The sequence below is a fragment of the Micromonospora sp. WMMA1947 genome, from assembly GCF_027497355.1.
In the GTDB taxonomy this organism is placed as follows: Bacteria; Actinomycetota; Actinomycetes; order Mycobacteriales; family Micromonosporaceae; genus Micromonospora.
In genome coordinates, this window is sequence record NZ_CP114909.1 from 4,017,678 (window position 1) to 4,033,226 (window position 15,549).

At 74.4% G+C, this 15,549-nt stretch carries 17 protein-coding genes; 11 read left to right on the plus strand and 6 right to left on the minus strand.

The features are described 5' to 3' along the window. Window positions 1-29 precede the first annotated feature (29 nt). Both O7604_RS19255 and O7604_RS19260 read left to right on the plus strand, forming a co-directional pair. Window positions 30-539: a MarR family winged helix-turn-helix transcriptional regulator gene (locus O7604_RS19255; protein WP_281577282.1), complete on the plus strand. Its 510-nt coding sequence runs from the start codon at window positions 30-32 to the stop codon at window positions 537-539. A 7-nt stretch (window positions 540-546) separates the two neighbouring features. Continuing rightward, a complete protein-coding gene (locus tag O7604_RS19260) occupies window positions 547-1,467 on the plus strand; it encodes an aminoglycoside phosphotransferase family protein (RefSeq protein WP_281577283.1) in 921 nt (306 codons plus the stop codon). Window positions 1,468-1,480: 13 nt separating this feature from the next. Here the strand turns inward: O7604_RS19260 and O7604_RS19265 are convergent, their stop codons facing one another. Further along, window positions 1,481-2,308 carry an MBL fold metallo-hydrolase gene (locus tag O7604_RS19265; RefSeq protein WP_281577284.1) on the minus strand — a complete coding sequence of 276 codons (828 nt, stop codon included), beginning with the start codon at window positions 2,306-2,308 and terminating at the stop codon, window positions 1,481-1,483. Further along, window positions 2,305-2,709 (minus strand): hotdog domain-containing protein, encoded by a 405-nt coding sequence (locus O7604_RS19270; protein ID WP_269705118.1) that lies wholly within the window; start codon window positions 2,707-2,709, stop codon window positions 2,305-2,307. Before O7604_RS19270 ends, O7604_RS19265 begins: the two co-directional genes overlap by 4 nt. Before the next feature lie 115 nt (window positions 2,710-2,824). On the opposite strand from O7604_RS19270, the gene O7604_RS19275 reads away from it, so the two are divergent. Beyond that, window positions 2,825-3,895, plus strand: coding sequence for a phosphatase PAP2 family protein (locus O7604_RS19275; protein WP_269705119.1), 1,071 nt, complete (start codon window positions 2,825-2,827; stop codon window positions 3,893-3,895). A gap of 86 nt (window positions 3,896-3,981) precedes the next feature. Here the strand turns inward: O7604_RS19275 and O7604_RS19280 are convergent, their stop codons facing one another. From O7604_RS19280 to O7604_RS19290, 3 genes are all read right to left on the minus strand, one after another. Continuing rightward, window positions 3,982-5,343 (minus strand): PH domain-containing protein, encoded by a 1,362-nt coding sequence (locus O7604_RS19280; protein ID WP_269707062.1) that lies wholly within the window; start codon window positions 5,341-5,343, stop codon window positions 3,982-3,984. A 191-nt stretch (window positions 5,344-5,534) separates the two neighbouring features. Then, window positions 5,535-6,062 carry a PH domain-containing protein gene (locus O7604_RS19285; RefSeq protein ID WP_269705121.1) on the minus strand — a complete coding sequence of 176 codons (528 nt, stop codon included), beginning with the start codon at window positions 6,060-6,062 and terminating at the stop codon, window positions 5,535-5,537. A 73-nt stretch (window positions 6,063-6,135) separates the two neighbouring features. Continuing rightward, complete coding sequence (locus O7604_RS19290; RefSeq protein WP_269705122.1) at window positions 6,136-6,345, minus strand: hypothetical protein; 210 nt, start codon at window positions 6,343-6,345, stop codon at window positions 6,136-6,138. A gap of 253 nt (window positions 6,346-6,598) precedes the next feature. On the opposite strand from O7604_RS19290, the gene O7604_RS19295 reads away from it, so the two are divergent. From O7604_RS19295 to O7604_RS19325, 7 genes are all read left to right on the plus strand, one after another. Next, window positions 6,599-7,705 (plus strand): MoxR family ATPase, encoded by a 1,107-nt coding sequence (locus O7604_RS19295; protein ID WP_269705124.1) that lies wholly within the window; start codon window positions 6,599-6,601, stop codon window positions 7,703-7,705. After that, a complete protein-coding gene (locus tag O7604_RS19300) occupies window positions 7,684-8,631 on the plus strand; it encodes a DUF58 domain-containing protein (protein ID WP_269705125.1) in 948 nt (315 codons plus the stop codon). Before O7604_RS19295 ends, O7604_RS19300 begins: the two co-directional genes overlap by 22 nt. After that, a complete protein-coding gene (locus tag O7604_RS19305) occupies window positions 8,628-9,578 on the plus strand; it encodes a VWA domain-containing protein (protein WP_013287373.1) in 951 nt (316 codons plus the stop codon). Before O7604_RS19300 ends, O7604_RS19305 begins: the two co-directional genes overlap by 4 nt. Window positions 9,579-10,135: 557 nt before the next feature. Further along, on the plus strand, window positions 10,136-10,840 hold the full coding sequence (locus O7604_RS19310) for a beta-ketoacyl-ACP reductase (protein ID WP_013287372.1): 705 nt from the start codon (window positions 10,136-10,138) through the stop codon (window positions 10,838-10,840). Window positions 10,841-10,863: 23 nt separating this feature from the next. Beyond that, entirely contained in the window at window positions 10,864-11,631 is a 768-nt protein-coding gene (gene fabI / locus O7604_RS19315; protein ID WP_135241111.1) for an enoyl-ACP reductase FabI, read from the plus strand. A 135-nt stretch (window positions 11,632-11,766) separates the two neighbouring features. Further along, window positions 11,767-12,798: a ferrochelatase gene (locus O7604_RS19320; RefSeq protein ID WP_281577285.1), complete on the plus strand. Its 1,032-nt coding sequence runs from the start codon at window positions 11,767-11,769 to the stop codon at window positions 12,796-12,798. A gap of 33 nt (window positions 12,799-12,831) precedes the next feature. Continuing rightward, window positions 12,832-13,611 carry an HAD-IIA family hydrolase gene (locus O7604_RS19325; protein ID WP_091048117.1) on the plus strand — a complete coding sequence of 260 codons (780 nt, stop codon included), beginning with the start codon at window positions 12,832-12,834 and terminating at the stop codon, window positions 13,609-13,611. Window positions 13,612-13,633: 22 nt separating this feature from the next. Here the strand turns inward: O7604_RS19325 and O7604_RS19330 are convergent, their stop codons facing one another. Next, a complete protein-coding gene (locus O7604_RS19330) occupies window positions 13,634-14,428 on the minus strand; it encodes a hypothetical protein (protein ID WP_121685435.1) in 795 nt (264 codons plus the stop codon). A 161-nt stretch (window positions 14,429-14,589) separates the two neighbouring features. Between O7604_RS19330 and O7604_RS19335 the strand changes: the two genes are divergently transcribed. Then, entirely contained in the window at window positions 14,590-15,402 is an 813-nt protein-coding gene (locus O7604_RS19335; protein ID WP_281577286.1) for a DUF3097 domain-containing protein, read from the plus strand. Window positions 15,403-15,549: the final 147 nt, after the last annotated feature.

A 15,549-nucleotide genomic window follows, 5' to 3' on the forward strand; every position in this document is an offset into this window, starting at 1 on the left:
AACTATTGCGATGTGAGGCGGGTGACTCCGTGGCGACGAACGAGCAGGTCGCGCGGTTCGGCGCGGCCCTGGGGGAGCTGCACCGGCTCCTGCGCCGGCGGACCGGGGCGCGGGTGGGACGGGACCCGTTGCCCGAGGCGCAGGTGGAGGTGCTCCTGCTGGTCCGGGAGAGCCCGGGGATCAGCGGCAAGGAGGTGGCCCGGCGTCTCTGCACCGCGCCCAACACGGTGAGCACGCTGGTCCGCGACCTCAGCGACGCCGGGTTGCTGGCCCGTGACCGCGACCCCGACGACCGCCGTGTGGTCCGGCTGCGCGTCACCGACGCCGCCCGGGAGCGGATGGCCCACTACGAGGCCCACCGCGCGGCGTTGCTCGCCGGCGCCCTCGCCGAGCTGGACCCGCCGGTACGGGCGGCGATCCTGGCCGCCGCCCCACACCTCGACGCGCTGCGGGACGCGCTGCGGAGCCCCGCCCCGCCGGAACCACAGGGTCGGGCCGCCGGAAACCCGGTGGCCGCCGTGCCGCCCCGCCCCGCATGATCACCGGATGGCGCTGCACCAGGACGAGATACCCGTCGACGAGGAGATCGTCCGGGCGCTGCTGACCGCCCAGCGCCCCGAGTGGGCCGCCCTGCCGCTCACGCCCGCCGGCGCCGGGACCGACAACACGATGTACCGCCTCGGCGCCGACCTGCTCGTCCGGCTGCCGCGCACCGCGGAGAAGGCCGGCGCCCTGCGCAAGGAGCAGCAGTGGCTGCCCCGGCTCGCGCCGCTGCTGCCGTACCGGGTGCCGGAACCGGTGTACGCCGGCGTCCCGGCCGACGCCTTCCCGCTGCCGTGGTCGGTGCAGCGGTGGATACCGGGCGACGAGGTCCGTTCCGGCACGGTCGCGGACTGGGCCGCCCTCGGCGCCGACCTGGCCGTGTTCGTCCGGCGCCTGCACGCGGCCGACCTGCTCGGCGCGACCCGCGCGGGCCCGCTGAGCGGATACCGTGGCGGCAGCCTCCACCCCTGCGACACCTGGATCTCCCCGGCGCTCGAGGACTGCCGCGACCGGATCGGCGACGAGACGGACGTCGACACGCTGGTCCGGCTCTGGCGGGACGCCCTGACCCTGCCCGAACCCGCAGGGCCGTACGTCTGGCTGCACAGCGATCTCAAGCCCACCAACCTGCTGGTGCGGGACGGCCGGCTGCGGGCGGTCATCGACTTCGGTGGGCTGACCGTGGGGCACCCCGACGCGGAACACGCGCCGATCTGGGACCTTCCGCCGGCGGCCCGGCACGCCTACCGGGAGGCGCTCGGCGTCGACGACGTGACCTGGGCGCGGGCCCGCGCCTGGGCGCTCGGGGTGGCGGCCAGTGGCGTCTCCTACTACTGGGACACGTTCCCGGCGTTCGTCGCCGAGTGCCGCAACCGCCTCCGCGAGATCCTCGCCGACGCCGACGCCGACGCCGACGCCGACTGAGCCCGGGGGCCGGTCAGGCCGTGCCGTCCAGCTCCGCGTAGCCGCGGCGGGCGGCGATCAGGCCCGGCCGCGCGCCGAACGGCGACTCGGCCGCCACCCGCTCCGGCGGGGCGCTGCCGGTGTGCCCGGCGCGGATCAGCCACGCCTGCCGCGCGAGCTGCGCGTGCTGCTCGCGGACGAAGTCCGCGCCGACCGGCTCGCCGTGGCCGGGCACCACCACCGTCGCGGGCGTGGTCAGCCGCAGCAGGTCGGCCAGCGCGTCCGGCCACGTCAGGGGGTACGACTCCTCGAACGCCGGCGGCCCGCTCTGCTCCACCAGATCGCCGGCGACGAGCACGTCCGCGTCAGGTACGTGCACCACCAGGTCGGCGTCGGTGTGCCCGTGCCCGGGATGGCGCAGCACCACCCGCCGGCCGCCCACGTCGAGCACCGTCTCCTCGTGCACCTCGTGCGTCGGTGCCCGCAACTCGGTACGCGCCAGTTCCTCGGCCAGCGCCGGGTGCCCGGCGCGCATCTCCTCGTACGCGGCGCGCCGCACGGCGTCGGACCGGTCCCGCAGCGCCGCCGCGGCCTGGGCCTGCGCGTAGATCGCGGTGTCCGGACCGGCCAGCGTGGCGTTGCCGAAGCAGTGGTCGAAGTGGTGGTGCGTGTTCACGATCGTCCACGGGTACGGCGTCACCGCCCGCGCCGCCTCCGCCAGCTCCCGGGCCTGCCCGGCGGTGGAGAGCGTGTCGACGAGCAGCGCCGCGCCGTCACCGGCCACCAGCACCACGTTCACCGCGAGCGTCGGCTCGCGCAGCACGTGCACCCCGGCGGCGACCTCCGTGAACCCGGCGGTCATGGCTGGCGTACGGCCCGCTCGACGAAGCGCTGCCGGTCGACCAGCGCCCGCTCGACCCGGCCCTGCGCCGCGACGGTGGCCCCGTCGGTGACTGTCACGTCGAAGACCAGCCGCTTGCCGTCGACCTTCACCAGCTCGGCGTAGGCGGCCACGGTACGACCCACCGGCGTCGCCGCGCGGTGTTCCAGCTCGACCCGTACGCCGACGGTGGTGGACCCGGACGGCATCCGGGTCGCGGTGGCGGCCACCGTCGCCGCCTCGGCCAGTGCCAGCACCCGGGGTGTGCCGAGCACCGGCACGTCCCCGGAGCCGACCGCCTGCGCGGTGTCGGCGTCGGTCACTGTCAGCTCGACCCGGGCGGTCAGGCCCGGCGCGAAGGGCGACTCCGGCTGCTCCTGCATGCGGCCGAGCCTAGTGCAGGAGACAGGCGGGCGTCCGGCGTCCGGGCCGCCGCCGGGCCGGTCGTCACCGCCCGCCCGCAGGCCCGCCTGTCGCACGCCGTTAACCTTGTCCGCGATGGCCGAGCTGACACAATCTCCGACCCCCGCCCCCGACGCGCCGACCGAGTCGCCCGACGGCGGGCGCCGCCGTGTGATCGCGATGACCATCTGGGGCGTCGCGTTCGTCGCCGCCTGGCTCGCCATCGGCCTGCCCACGGACCCGGCGTACGCGTTCCTGTGGATCTGGGCCGGCACGATCGCGTGGAACTCGGCCCGCCCGTGGCGCAGCCACCTGCGGTTCGCCCGGGACTGGATCCCGGTGGTGCTGCTGCTCGCCGCGTACAACCTGTCCCGGGGGTTCGCCGACAACGGCGCCACCCCGCACGCGATGGAGCTGATCGTCGCCGACCGCTTCCTGACCGGGTGGCTCACCGGCGGCGAGGTGCCGACGATCTGGCTCCAGGAGCGCCTGTACGACGCGTCCGAGGTGCGCTGGTGGGACGTGCTGGTGAGCTGGGTCTACTTCTCGCACTTCGTGGCGACGTTCGCCGCCGCGGCCGTGCTGTGGATGCGCAACCGGCGGCGCTGGATCGCGTACATGTCCCGCTGGGGCTTCCTGTGCGCGGCCGGGCTGGTGACCTACTTCGCGTACCCGGCGGCGCCGCCGTGGTGGGCGGCGCAGAACGGCCTGCTCACCGAGGTCGCGCGGATCTCCACCCGGGGCTGGAAGGAGATCGGCATGCACGGCGCGGGCAACCTTCTCAACGCCGGGCAGATCGCCTCCAACCCGGTGGCCGCGATGCCGTCGCTGCACACCGCGTTCGCGCTGTTCGTGGTGTTGTTCTTCATGCGCTCGGTACGCAAGCGCTGGTGGCCGCTGATGCTCGCGTATCCGCTGGCCATGACGTTCACGCTGATGTACAGCGGCGAGCACTACCTGATCGACGTGCTGGTGGGCTGGGCGTACGTGGGCCTGACGTTCCTGGTGGTCGGCCTGGCCGAGCGCTGGTGGGCGGCGCGGCAGGCCCGGCGTGCCGGTGAGCCCGCCGTCGCCGCCGGCGAACCGCCCGCCGACACCGACACCGACACCGACACCCCGGACCGCGTCGCCGACGACCGGGACGCGGTGCCCGCCGAGCGCCGGTAGACCGCCCGCCGGGCCGCCGGGCCGGTCAGCGGTCGGCCCGGCGGGCCGGTCGGCGGTCGTGGTCGGTCCGGCTCAGCGGTCAGCGGTCAGCGGTCGCTGTCGGTGCGCCGGGCGGCGTGCGAGCGTGCGGTCAGCTCCGCGGCCAGCTCCCACGCGTCGGCCAGGTCCCGGTGGACGGCCGCCGCCCCGGCCCCACCGGCGGTGTCCGCGTGCACGGTGGCCAGCCGCAACAGCCGCTGCACCGGACCCCGGGTGACGCGCACGCTCTGGATCCGGGCGTACGGCACCAGCGTCAACTGGCGGGTCAGCAGCCCGGATCGGGCCACGAAGACGCGCTCGTCGAGACCCGCGCCGACCACCCTGCGGCTCAGCGGGCGCAGCCAGCGGGCCCGTTCCGGGGGAGGCGTCGTGGGCAGCGCGTCCAGCCGTACGCCGGGCAGCACCTCCGCGACGACAGTCGCGCCGGTGCCCGCGTCGCCGACCGGCAGCAGGCGGTCCGGGCGGTTGCGGTCGTCGAGCTCACCGGCGGAGTAGCCGGCCACCTCCAGCCGCAGCCGCAGCCACCCCTTCATCCGCCAGAGCAGCGGCCAGGTCGCCCGTACGGTCTGCACCCGGTGCAGCGGCACGGTCTGCACCCGCGTCTCCAGCAGGCCGTTGTGCACCCGCAGCGTGCCGTCGTCCCGGTCGAGCCGGAAGCTCCAGTCGTCGAGCACCCGGCGGATCGGTTGCAGCACCACGCCGGCCATCGCGGTGAGCGTGCTCGCCACCGCGATGAACGACCACGAGCCCTCGGAGAAGAACTGGGCGCCGACGAACACCAGGCCCACCGGCAGCAGGAACGCCTGCGGCGTGAGCAACTGGCTGACCAGCAGATCCTGGTTGCGAACGGTGTGCAGCCGGCGACCGGCCGGCACGGGTGCGGCAGGCGCGCCGGGCTCGGCCGCCGGCACCGGCGCCGGGGCGGAGCGCCCCGCCACCGCGAGCAGCCGTTGCCGTAGCGCGGTGGCCTCGGCCACGCTGAGGTAGGCCAGCGGCGCCTCGGTCTTGCCCCCGCCGACCACCTCCAGCCGCAGCTCGGCCAGGCCGGTGAGCTGGGCCAGCAGGGGCCGGACCACCTCGACCGCCTGCAACCGCTCCAGCGGGATGGCCCGGGTACGACGCCACAGCAGGCCCTCGTAGACGCGCAGTTCGCGGCCGACCAGGTGGTAGCCGGTGTTCCACCAGCTCACCACCGACAGCACGGTGGCGCCGAGCACGAAGACGGTGACCAGCGCCGCGAACCAGCCGAACCCGACGCGCGACAGCGTCGACCAGGAGAGCCCGGCGATCACCACGACCAGCGACTTCGCGCCGTGCAGCGCCGGGCTGAGCGGATGCAGCCGCTGCCGTGGCTCCTCGCCGCCGGTCGGTCCGGCGGCCGGACCCCACGGTCCCGGGTACGGCGGCAGCGGCGCGGGCCACGGCCCGGGCGCGGCGGGATCCGGGCCGGACGGCGGCCCGTACCCGCTTGCCGCCGAGCCGGGCGGCCCGTAGCCGGGTGGCGGTGCGTACCCGGGCGGTGGCCCGTATCCGGGCGGGCCGGGCGTCAGCTCGGGCCGGTCGTCGGGGGGCGGCGGGGCGCCGGGGTCGCTCCGGTCGCTCACAGGCCCTCCGCCCGGTCCTCGCCCAGCGCGGTCAGCCGGTCGCGCAGCCGGGACGCCTCTGCCGGGCGCAGACCGGGCACCCGGGCGTCGCTCGCGGCGGCTGCCGTATGCAATTGCACGGTGGCGAGGTCGAACGCGCGCTCCAGCGGACCGGCGCTCACATCGACGAACTGCATTCGCGAGTACGGGACGATGGACAGCCGCCGCACCAGCAGGCCGTGGCGCACGAGCAGATCGTCGTCGCGCTCGGCGTACCCCCAGGCGCGGACCGCGCGCACGATGGTGACCGACCGCCAGACGCCGATGAGCAGCGCCACGCCGACGGCGGCGCCGAGCAGCCAGTGCCCGGACAGCGCCCAGGCCACGCCGAGCACCACGAGCGCCACGGCCAGCCCGATGCCGAGCCGGATCAACTCCACCCAGATCAGGTCGCGGGAGATCGGCTGCCAGCGGACCGTGTCCGGCCAGGGCTCCAGAGCGCTGCGCGCGGCGGGCGGGAGGCCGGCGGGGCCGTCACCGCTCATCGGGAGGACCTGCCGTGCTCGGCGCCGGTACGGGCTCGGATCGTCTGCTCGCTCACGCTTCGAGCGTAGGCGATCAGGGAAGCGGGACCACCTCGCGGAGGAAGCCGCGTGCGTCGAGGAACTCACCGAGGGAGCCGCGGTGCTCCGGGCAGGCCAGCCAGGTCTTGCGCCGGTCCGGCGCGTGCAGGCGGGGATTGTGCCAGCGAAGCTGGTAGGCGGCGGGTGCGCGACACCCCCGCGCCGAGCAGATCAGCGTCTCGTCCGGGGTGGTGGGAGTCGTCACCGGGGCGAGTCTAGAGGCCGCACGCCGGGAGTTTTAGCGCCGGGCGGCCACGGGGGGAGCCGCCCGGCGACGGGGTGAATCGTACACACTGCGGACCCCTTGTTGTCCACCCGTGTTCAGCGTTTCTCGCGCCGCGGGACGGCGTGGGGGACGCCGCGGCGAAAATCGTGCCTCTCCCACCCTCGGCTCTCAGCGAGGCATGACAGTCTTGATACGCACCACGCCACGACGACGACCCTGCTGTGGAGGACCGGTGGCCCAGCCGACCACACCCGACCTGCCGAACCCGACCGAGGTGGCGCCGGACGCGCCGCCCCCGGCGGGCACCACCCCGGCGCAGGACGCCACGCTGCTGGAGCGGGCGCTGTTCGAGACCAAGCGGGTGATCGTCGGCCAGGACCGGATGGTCGAGCGGATGTTCGTCGCGCTGCTGGCACGCGGTCACTGCCTGCTGGAGGGCGTACCCGGTGTGGCCAAGACGCTCGCCGTGGAGACCCTGGCCCGGGTCGTCGGCGGTTCGTTCGCCCGGGTCCAGTTCACGCCCGACCTGGTGCCCGCCGACATCATGGGCACCCGCATCTACCGGCAGTCCAGCGAGAAGTTCGACGTCGAACTGGGCCCGGTCTTCGTCAACTTCCTGCTCGCCGACGAGATCAACCGCGCGCCGGCCAAGGTCCAGTCGGCGCTGCTGGAGGTGATGAGCGAACGGCAGGTCTCCATCGGCGGCGAGAGCCACCGGGTGCCGGACCCGTTCCTGGTCATGGCCACCCAGAACCCGATCGAGCAGGAGGGCGTCTACCCGCTGCCGGAGGCGCAGCGGGACCGGTTCCTCATGAAGATCGTCGTGGGCTACCCGACCGACGCCGAGGAGCGCGAGATCGTCTACCGGATGGGCGTGGCCCCGCCCGAGCCGGCCCGGGTGTTCGACACCCCGGACCTGGTCGCCCTCCAGCACAAGGCCGACCAGGTGTTCGTGCACAACGCGCTCGTCGACTACGCGGTCCGGCTGGTGCTCGCCACCCGGGCGCCCGCCGAGCACGGCATGCCCGACGTCGCCCAGCTCATCCAGTACGGCGCCAGCCCGCGCGCCTCGCTCGGCCTGGTCCGGGCTACCCGCGCGCTGGCGCTGCTGCGCGGCCGGGACTACGCGCTGCCGCAGGACGTGCAGGACATCGCGCCGGACATCCTGCGCCACCGGCTGGTGCTCAGCTACGACGCGCTTGCCGACGACGTACCGGCCGACCACATCGTGCACCGGGTGATGTCGACCATCCCGCTGCCCGCGGTCGCGCCCCGCCAGCAGGCCACACCGCCGCCACCGGCCGTGCCGCACAACGGATGGCCCGGGCAGCGGCCGTGACCCCGCCCACCCCGCTGAGCGCCACCGGCGACCGCTCGGGGGCGGCGCTGGCCCGGCTGCAGCTCATGGTCACCCGCAAGCTCGACGGGCTGCTCCAGGGCGACTACGCCGGGCTGCTGCCCGGACCGGGCAGCGAGGCGGGGGAGTCGCGGGAGTACCGGCCCGGCGACGACGTGCGCCGGATGGACTGGCCGGTCACCGCCCGCACCACCATGCCGCACGTCCGGCGTACGGTGGCCGACCGCGAACTGGAGACCTGGCTGGCCGTCGACATGTCGGCCAGCCTGGACTTCGGCACCGGACGCTGGCTCAAGCGGGACGTGGCGGTCGCCGCCGTCGCCGCGCTGGCCCACCTCACCGTGCGGGGCGGCAACCGGATCGGCGCGGTCGTCGGCACCGGCGGTCCCGGGACGATGCTGCGGCTGCCCGCCCGCTCCGGCCGCAAGGAGGCCCAGGGGCTGCTGCGGGCGGTCGCCGGCGCCGAGATCCGGCCCGGCCGCAGCGACCTCGGCGCGCTCGTCGACATGCTCAACCGGCCGCCCCGCCGGCGCGGCGTGGCGGTGGTGATCTCCGACTTCCTCGCGCCGCCGCAGCAGTGGGGCCGGCCGCTGCGTAAGCTGCGGGTCCGCCACGACGTGCTCGCCGTCGAGGTGGTCGATCCGCGGGAACTGGAACTGCCCGACGTGGGGGTGCTGCCGGTGGTCGACCCGGAGAGCGGGGAACTGCACGAGGTGCAGACCGCCGACCCGGGCCTGCGCCGCCGGTACGCCGAGGCGGCGGCCGCCCAGCGCGGGGCGATCGCCGCCGAACTGCGCGCCGCGGGCGCGGCCCACCTGCGCCTGCGTACCGACCGAGACTGGCTGCTGGACATGGTGCGTTTCGTTGCCGCGCAGCGGCACGCCCGCACCCGAGGGACGACTCGATGATCCGTTTTCTGCAACCGTGGTGGCTGCTCGCCGTGCTGCCGGTGCTCGCCCTCGCCGCCGCGTACGTCTGGCGGCAACTGCACCGCCGGCAGTACGCGTTGCGGTTCACAAACGTCGACCTGCTGCGTACCGTCGCACCCAAGGGACTGGGCTGGCGGCGGCACGTGGCGGCCACCGCGTTCCTGCTCTGCCTGCTGGTGCTGGCGACCGGGCTGGCCCGCCCGGCGATCGACACCCGGGAGCCGCTGGAGCGGGCCACGGTGATGCTCGCCATCGACGTGTCGCTGTCGATGCAGGCCGACGACGTGTCGCCGAACCGTCTGGAGGCGGCGCAGGAGGCGGCCAAGCAGTTCGTCGGCGAGTTGCCGGAGAGCTACAACCTGGGGCTCGTCTCGTTCGCCAAGTCGGCGAACGTGCTGGTGCCGCCGACAAAGGACCGGGCCGCCGTCACCACCGCCATCGACGGGCTGGTGCTGGCCGAGGCGACAGCCACCGGCGAGGCGGTCTTCACCTGCCTGGAGGCGATCCGGTCGGTGCCGGCCGACGGCGCCGCCGGCATTCCGCCGGCCCGGATCGTGCTGCTGTCCGACGGCTACCGGACCTCGGGCCGCTCGGTCGAGGAGGCCGCCGCGGCGGCGCAGGCGGCGAACGTGCCGGTGTCCACCATCGCGTTCGGCACCGACTCCGGGCAGGTCGACATCGGCGGGCAGCTCCAGCGGGTGCCGGTGGACCGCACCGCGCTGTCCCAGCTCGCGGAGACCACCCAGGGCTTCTTCTACGAGGCCGCGTCGGCCAGCGAACTGAAGCAGGTCTACCAGGACATGGGCAGCTCGATCGGCTACCGCACCGAGCCGCGCGAGATCACCCAGTGGTACGCGGGGATCGCGCTGCTGCTGGCGCTGTGCGCGGGCGGGCTGAGTCTGCTCTGGACGTCCCGGCTCGTGTGAGCCGGAACCGGCCGGCGGTGGTCAGTGACCGCCGCCGGCCAGCACGAACAGGACGGCCACCCAGACGGCGGCGAGGGTGAAGCCCAGCGGGGCGACGTAACGGCTCATGGGTGTGCTCCGTGGCGACGGTCGGCCCGGTGCGGGCCGTGGGAGGGTGGGGCGTACGCGCACGAAGTCGTGACCGGGTGCTCCGCCGCGCGGCAGGCCACACCCCGGCGTGGTCGCCGGAGAGCGGATGCGGTGTGGAGGCGGGAAGCGGGTCAGCCGCGTCGACCGAGCCGTGGCTCAGCGGGGCTGACGGTGGGCCCGGCCACGACTGGGAGGATCGCTATCTCGCACAGCGATCACCTCCAGCGGTCGGCGGGGCCCGGATGCGGGCGCAGACCGGCCCGCAGACGCGATCATCGTACACCGGGGGTGTGGGTGCCGCGCGCGCGGTCGCCGGTCTCGCGGACCCCGGCGGGAGCGGCGCTGTGACCTGCGCGGGTTAGCGCTTACCTGTCGGTAACCCCTAGGCTCCGACCGGACCGAGAGATCACTGGAGCAGAGGGGGATCCGTGGCCCGAACCGTGCTGGTGACCGGCGGGAACCGGGGGATCGGCCTGGCCATCGCGCAGGCGTTCGCCAAGCAGGGCGACCGGGTGGCCGTCACCTATCGCAGCGGCGAGGCTCCGGACGGCCTGTTCGGCGTGCGGTGTGACGTGACCGACGCCGAGTCGGTGGACGCCGCGTTCACCGCGATCGAGGCCGAACTCGGCCCGGTGGAGGTGCTCGTCGCCAACGCCGGCATCACCGACGACACGCTGATCATGCGGATGTCCGAGGAGCAGTTCGCCCGCGTCCTCGACACCAACCTGACCGGCTCGTTCCGGGTCGCCAAGCGGGCCTCGACGAAGATGCTCCGCGGCCGCTGGGGGCGGATGATCTTCATTTCCTCGGTGGTCGGTCTCTCCGGCGGCGCGGGCCAGGTCAACTACGCGGCCAGCAAGGCCGGCCTGGTCGGCGTGGCCCGCTCGATCACCCGCGAGCTGGGCACCCGCAACATCACCGCGAACGTGGTGGCGCCCGGCTTCATCGACACCGACATGACCGCGGGCCTGCCCGAGGAGCGCAAGGCCGAGATCCGCAAGTCGATCCCGGCCGGCCGGATGGCCACCCCGGACGAGGTCGCGGGCGTCGTCACCTGGCTCGCCTCGGACGCGGCCGGATACGTCACCGGCGCCGTCATCCCGGTCGACGGCGGCCTCGGCATGGGCCACTGAGCAGAGCACGGAGGAGACACGCAATGTCCGGACTTCTCGCCGGTAAGCGGCTGCTGGTCACCGGCGTCATCACCGACGCGTCGATCGCCTTCTCGGTGGCGAAGCTCGCCCAGGAGAACGGCGCCCAGGTCGTGCTCACCGGCTACGGCCGGCTCTCCCTGGTGGAGCGGATCGCCAAGCGGCTGCCCGAGCCGGCGCCCGTGATCGAGCTGGACGTCACGAACGAGGAACACCTCGCGGGGCTGGCCGACAAGGTGCGCGAGCACGTCGACGGCCTGGACGGCGTGGTGCACTCGATCGGGTTCGCCCCGCAGAGCTGCCTCGGCGGCGGCTTCCTCGACGCCCCCTGGGCGGACGTGGCCACCGCGCTCCAGGTCTCCACCTACTCGTACAAGTCCCTCGCCATGGCCGCGCTGCCGCTGATGTCCGCCGGCGGCGCCGTGGTGGGCCTCACCTTCGACGCCACCAAGGCGTGGCCGGTCTACGACTGGATGGGCGTGGCGAAGGCCGGGCTGGAGTCCGCCTCCCGCTACCTGGCGCTGCACCTGGGCAAGCAGGGCATCCGCAGCAACCTGGTCGCGGCCGGCCCGCTGCGCACCATCGCCGCCAAGTCCATCCCCGGCTTCGACCAGTTCGAGGACGCCTGGACCGAGCGGGCCCCGCTGGGCTGGAGCCTGACCGACCAGGAGCCCGCGGCGCGGGCCTGCCTGGCGCTGCTGTCCGACTGGTTCCCGGCCACCACCGGCGAGATCGTCCACGTCGACGGCGGCTACCACGCCATCGGCGCCTGAGATGTAAGGAAGGGCCCCTTCTTAACGCCTCGTGCAGCGGAAGGGGCCCTTGTTAACACGTCGCGGCCCGGGTGGTCACCGCACCGACCAGGGGGCGTCGCCACGCCGTGACGGCGGGCGAGGAACAATGGCCCCATGGCGTACGACGCGTTGGTGCTGGTCTCCTTCGGTGGCCCGGAGCGGCCCGAGGACGTTCTCCCGTTCCTGCAGAACGTGACCCGGGGGCGGGGGGTGCCGCCGGAGCGGCTGGCCGAGGTCGCCGAGCACTACCTGCACTTCGGCGGGGTGTCGCCGATCAACCAGCAGTGCCGTGACCTGCTCGCGGCGATCCGCGAGGACTTCGCCGCCAACGGCGTCGACCTGCCGGTCTACTGGGGCAACCGCAACTGGGACCCGATGCTCGCCGACACGGTCGCCCGGATGCGCGACGACGGGATCACCCGGGCGCTGGCGTTCGTCACCAGCGCGTACGGCGGCTACTCGTCCTGCCGGCAGTACCAGGAGGACATCGCCTCGGCTCGCGCCGCGGTCGGCCCGGACGCCCCGCTGATCGAGAAGCTGCGCCAGTTCTGGGACCACCCCGGCTTCATCGAGCCGCACGCCGACGCGGTCCGTGCCGCGCTGGCCCAGCTCGACCCGGCGAAGCGGGACAGCACCCGGCTGGTCTTCACCGCGCACTCCGTACCGATGTCGGCGGCCGCCAGCGCCGGGCCGCACGGCGGCCGCTACACCGCGCAGCTCGAGGAGGTCGCCCGGCTGGTGCACGCCGCGGCCGCGCCGGACCTGGCGTACGACCTGGTCTGGCAGAGCCGGTCCGGGCCGCCGCAGGTGCCGTGGCTGGAGCCGGACGTCAACGACCACCTGGCGACGCTGCCCGAGCAGGGCGTAACCAGCGTGGTGGTCAGCCCGATCGGCTTCGTCTCCGACCACCTCGAGGTGGTGTGGGACCTGGACACCGAGGCGCTGGAGACGGCCAAGCAGCTCGGCCTGGACTTCGTCCGGGCCGGCACGCCCGGGGTCGACCCGCGGTTCGTGGCGATGGTCCGCGAGCTGGTGCTGGAGCGCACCGCCCCGGACGGGGAGCGGCTGCGCCGCCGCCTCGGCGAACTGCCGGCGTGGGACACCTGCCCGGCGCTGTGCTGCGTGCCCCCGGCCCGCCGGCCCTGAGCCCGACCCGACGACACCCCTGGGGACGACACGATGCTTGACCGCAAGCCGGTGCAGAGCTGGCTCACCGACATGGACGGCGTGCTGGTGCACGAGGGGCAGCCGGTGCCCGGCGCCCCGGAGTTCGTCAAGAAGCTGCGTGCCTCCGGCAAGCCGTTCCTGGTGCTGACGAACAACTCGATCTACACGCCCCGCGACCTGCAGGCCCGGCTGGCCCGGATGGGGCTGGACGTGCCGGAGGAGGCGATCTGGTCGTCCGCGCTGGCCACCGCCCAGTTCCTGGCCGACCAGCGGCCGGGCGGCACCGCGTACGTCATCGGTGAGGCCGGCCTGACCACGGCGCTGCACGCGGTGGGGTACGTCCTCAGCGACTTCGCCCCGGACTACGTGGTGCTGGGGGAGACGCGCACCTACAGCTTCGAGGCGATAACGAAGGCGATCCGGCTGATCAACGACGGCGCCCGGTTCATCTGCACCAACCCGGACGCCACCGGCCCGTCGATGGAGGGCGCGCTGCCCGCTGCCGGTTCGGTGGCGGCGATGATCTCGAAGGCGACCGGGGTCGACCCGTACTTCGTCGGCAAGCCCAACCCGATGATGATGCGCTCGGCGCTGAACACCATCGACGCGCACTCCGAGTCGACCGCGATGATCGGCGACCGGATGGACACCGACATCCTGTGTGGCCTGGAGGCCGGACTGGAGACGATCCTGGTGCTCACCGGCATCAGCAGCCGGACCGAGGCCGAGCGGTACCCGTACCGTCCGTCGCGGATCGTCGACTCGGTGGCCGACCTGATCGACGAGGTCTGAGCCGGGGTCCGCGGCCGCGGCGCTAGAGCCGCAGCGGCGCGTTGCAGGCGGCCACCAGGGCCTGCCGGCAGGCGGTGGTCAGCGGCCGCAGCGCCGCGTCGCGCTGCTGCGCCTCGTAGGTGTTCACCGCGCCGCCGGGCGCGCTCTCCCCGGCCAGCGCGAGCACCCGATCGAGTACGGCGGCACGGGCGAACAGGCGGCGGGCGCGCGGGTCGAAGCCGGGCGGCAGGTCGGTGGCGCCGTCCGGGCGGCGCAGCGCGGCGAGCGCGCCGGCGAGTTCCGGCCGCCACTGTGCGACGTCGAGCCGGGTCAGCGTGGCGGTCGTCTCGGCGAGCACGGCGGCGAGTTCCGCCTCGGCCTCCGCCGCGCCGGGTGTGGCGAGCGACGCCTTCGGCGCGTCCGCCGGCAGCGGGTGGACCCGCCAGAGCACCGTCTCCCAGGTCATCCCCGAGCCGGAGGTGTGGGTACGGACCTCGGGCACCAGCCCCATCCCGCTCGCCACCACGGCCTCGCCGGCCACCAGTGCCGCCCCGGCGAACGCGCCCGGGCCGGGCAGGCCGCGCGGGTCGCCGGGCGCGGGCAGCACCAGGCGGATGTCGTCGGGCGAGTGCTTGGCGAGGCTGGGCAGCGCCTCCCGCAGCGACACGTCGGTCCAGGTGCCGGGGGCGTCGGCGACGAGGTGCTCCTCGTCGCCGGCGACGGCGTCGGCCACCTCGTCGAAGGGCACCAGGCCGGCTCGCCAGGCACGCACCCAGGCGACGAACCGGCTCGACCGGCGCGGAGCCAGTGTGGCCGCGCCCGTTGCGGGGGAGGACATGCCGAAAGGGTACGTGCTCCGCGCCGCTGCTGTCTCGGCTGCCGCTCCGGCGGCGCGACCTGGCCCCAACTACCCCCTTCGCACCGGTTCGTGCCGACGGATGGTGGCCCGGTCGGCGCGTCGCCGAGCGACACGCCGGGGCGCTGGTTAGCGTCTGCGGCATGGCGGGGCGATACGACGGGGACGTGCTGGCCGGCGACTGGCGACGACGGAAGGTGACTCCCGAGGTCGACGCCGAACCCGATCTGGTGGTCGAGGATGCCGACTCCGGGTTCTGCGGCGCCGTGGTCGGCTTCGACTCCGGCGCGGTCGTGCTGGAGGACCGCCACGGGCGGCGGCGCAACTTCCCGATGCTGCCCGCCGCGTTCCTGCTCGACGGCAAGCCGGTCACGCTGCGCCGGCCCGCCCGCGCCCCGGTGCCCGCCGCGCGACGCCGTACCGCGTCCGGCTCCATCGCGGTGGACGGCGTACGGGCGCAGGTCGCCAAGGCCAGCCGGATCTGGGTCGAGGGCGTGCACGACGCCGCGCTGGTCGAGCGGATCTGGGGCGACGACCTGCGCATCGAGGGCGTGGTGGTGGAACCGCTGGACGGCATCGACGCGCTCGCCGACGAGGTACGCGCGTTCGCGCCCGGCCCGTCCCGCCGCCTCGGCGTGCTCGTCGACCACCTCGTGCCCGGCTCGAAGGAGAGCCGCATCGTCGCAGGGGTCAACTCGCCGCACGTGCTGGTCACCGGGCACCCGTACGTCGACGTGTGGCAGGCGGTACGCCCGGCGGCGCTGGGCATCGAGGCCTGGCCGGTGGTGCCTCCCGGGCAGCCCTGGAAGGAGGGCGTCTGCGCGGCACTCGGGGTGGCCGAGCCGGCCGACATGTGGCGGCACATCCTGTCCCGGGTGGACAGCTTCGCCGACGTGGAGACGCCGCTGATCAACGCCATGGAGCGCCTGATCGACTTCGTCACCGAGCCGGCCTGACCGGTTGCGGTGGGGCCGGGGGCGACCGTGCCCGGCTCCGGGCGGTCAGGCTTGATCCCTGCGCCGGTCACGGTCGCCCCCGGCCCCGCCGTGCGCCGTCTCCGCCCGCCTTCCCCGCCCCGGTCGTCCCTCCGCCAGGGTGATCAA

Bases quoted from the DNA above. Each gene is read 5' to 3' on its own strand.
- O7604_RS19260 (WP_281577283.1), top strand. From the start codon at position 547: ATGGCGCTGCACCAGGACGAGATACCCGTCGACGAGGAGATCGTCCGG.
- O7604_RS19265 (WP_281577284.1), bottom strand. From the start codon at position 2,308: ATGACCGCCGGGTTCACGGAGGTCGCCGCCGGGGTGCACGTGCTGCGC.
- O7604_RS19270 (WP_269705118.1), bottom strand. From the start codon at position 2,709: ATGCAGGAGCAGCCGGAGTCGCCCTTCGCGCCGGGCCTGACCGCCCGG.
- O7604_RS19275 (WP_269705119.1), top strand. From the start codon at position 2,825: ATGGCCGAGCTGACACAATCTCCGACCCCCGCCCCCGACGCGCCGACC.
- O7604_RS19285 (WP_269705121.1), bottom strand. From the start codon at position 6,062: ATGAGCGGTGACGGCCCCGCCGGCCTCCCGCCCGCCGCGCGCAGCGCT.
- O7604_RS19300 (WP_269705125.1), top strand. From the start codon at position 7,684: ATGGCCCGGGCAGCGGCCGTGACCCCGCCCACCCCGCTGAGCGCCACC.
- O7604_RS19305 (WP_013287373.1), top strand. From the start codon at position 8,628: ATGATCCGTTTTCTGCAACCGTGGTGGCTGCTCGCCGTGCTGCCGGTG.
- fabI (WP_135241111.1), top strand. From the start codon at position 10,864: ATGTCCGGACTTCTCGCCGGTAAGCGGCTGCTGGTCACCGGCGTCATC.
- O7604_RS19320 (WP_281577285.1), top strand. From the start codon at position 11,767: ATGGCGTACGACGCGTTGGTGCTGGTCTCCTTCGGTGGCCCGGAGCGG.
- O7604_RS19325 (WP_091048117.1), top strand. From the start codon at position 12,832: ATGCTTGACCGCAAGCCGGTGCAGAGCTGGCTCACCGACATGGACGGC.
- O7604_RS19330 (WP_121685435.1), bottom strand. From the start codon at position 14,428: ATGTCCTCCCCCGCAACGGGCGCGGCCACACTGGCTCCGCGCCGGTCG.
- O7604_RS19335 (WP_281577286.1), top strand. From the start codon at position 14,590: ATGGCGGGGCGATACGACGGGGACGTGCTGGCCGGCGACTGGCGACGA.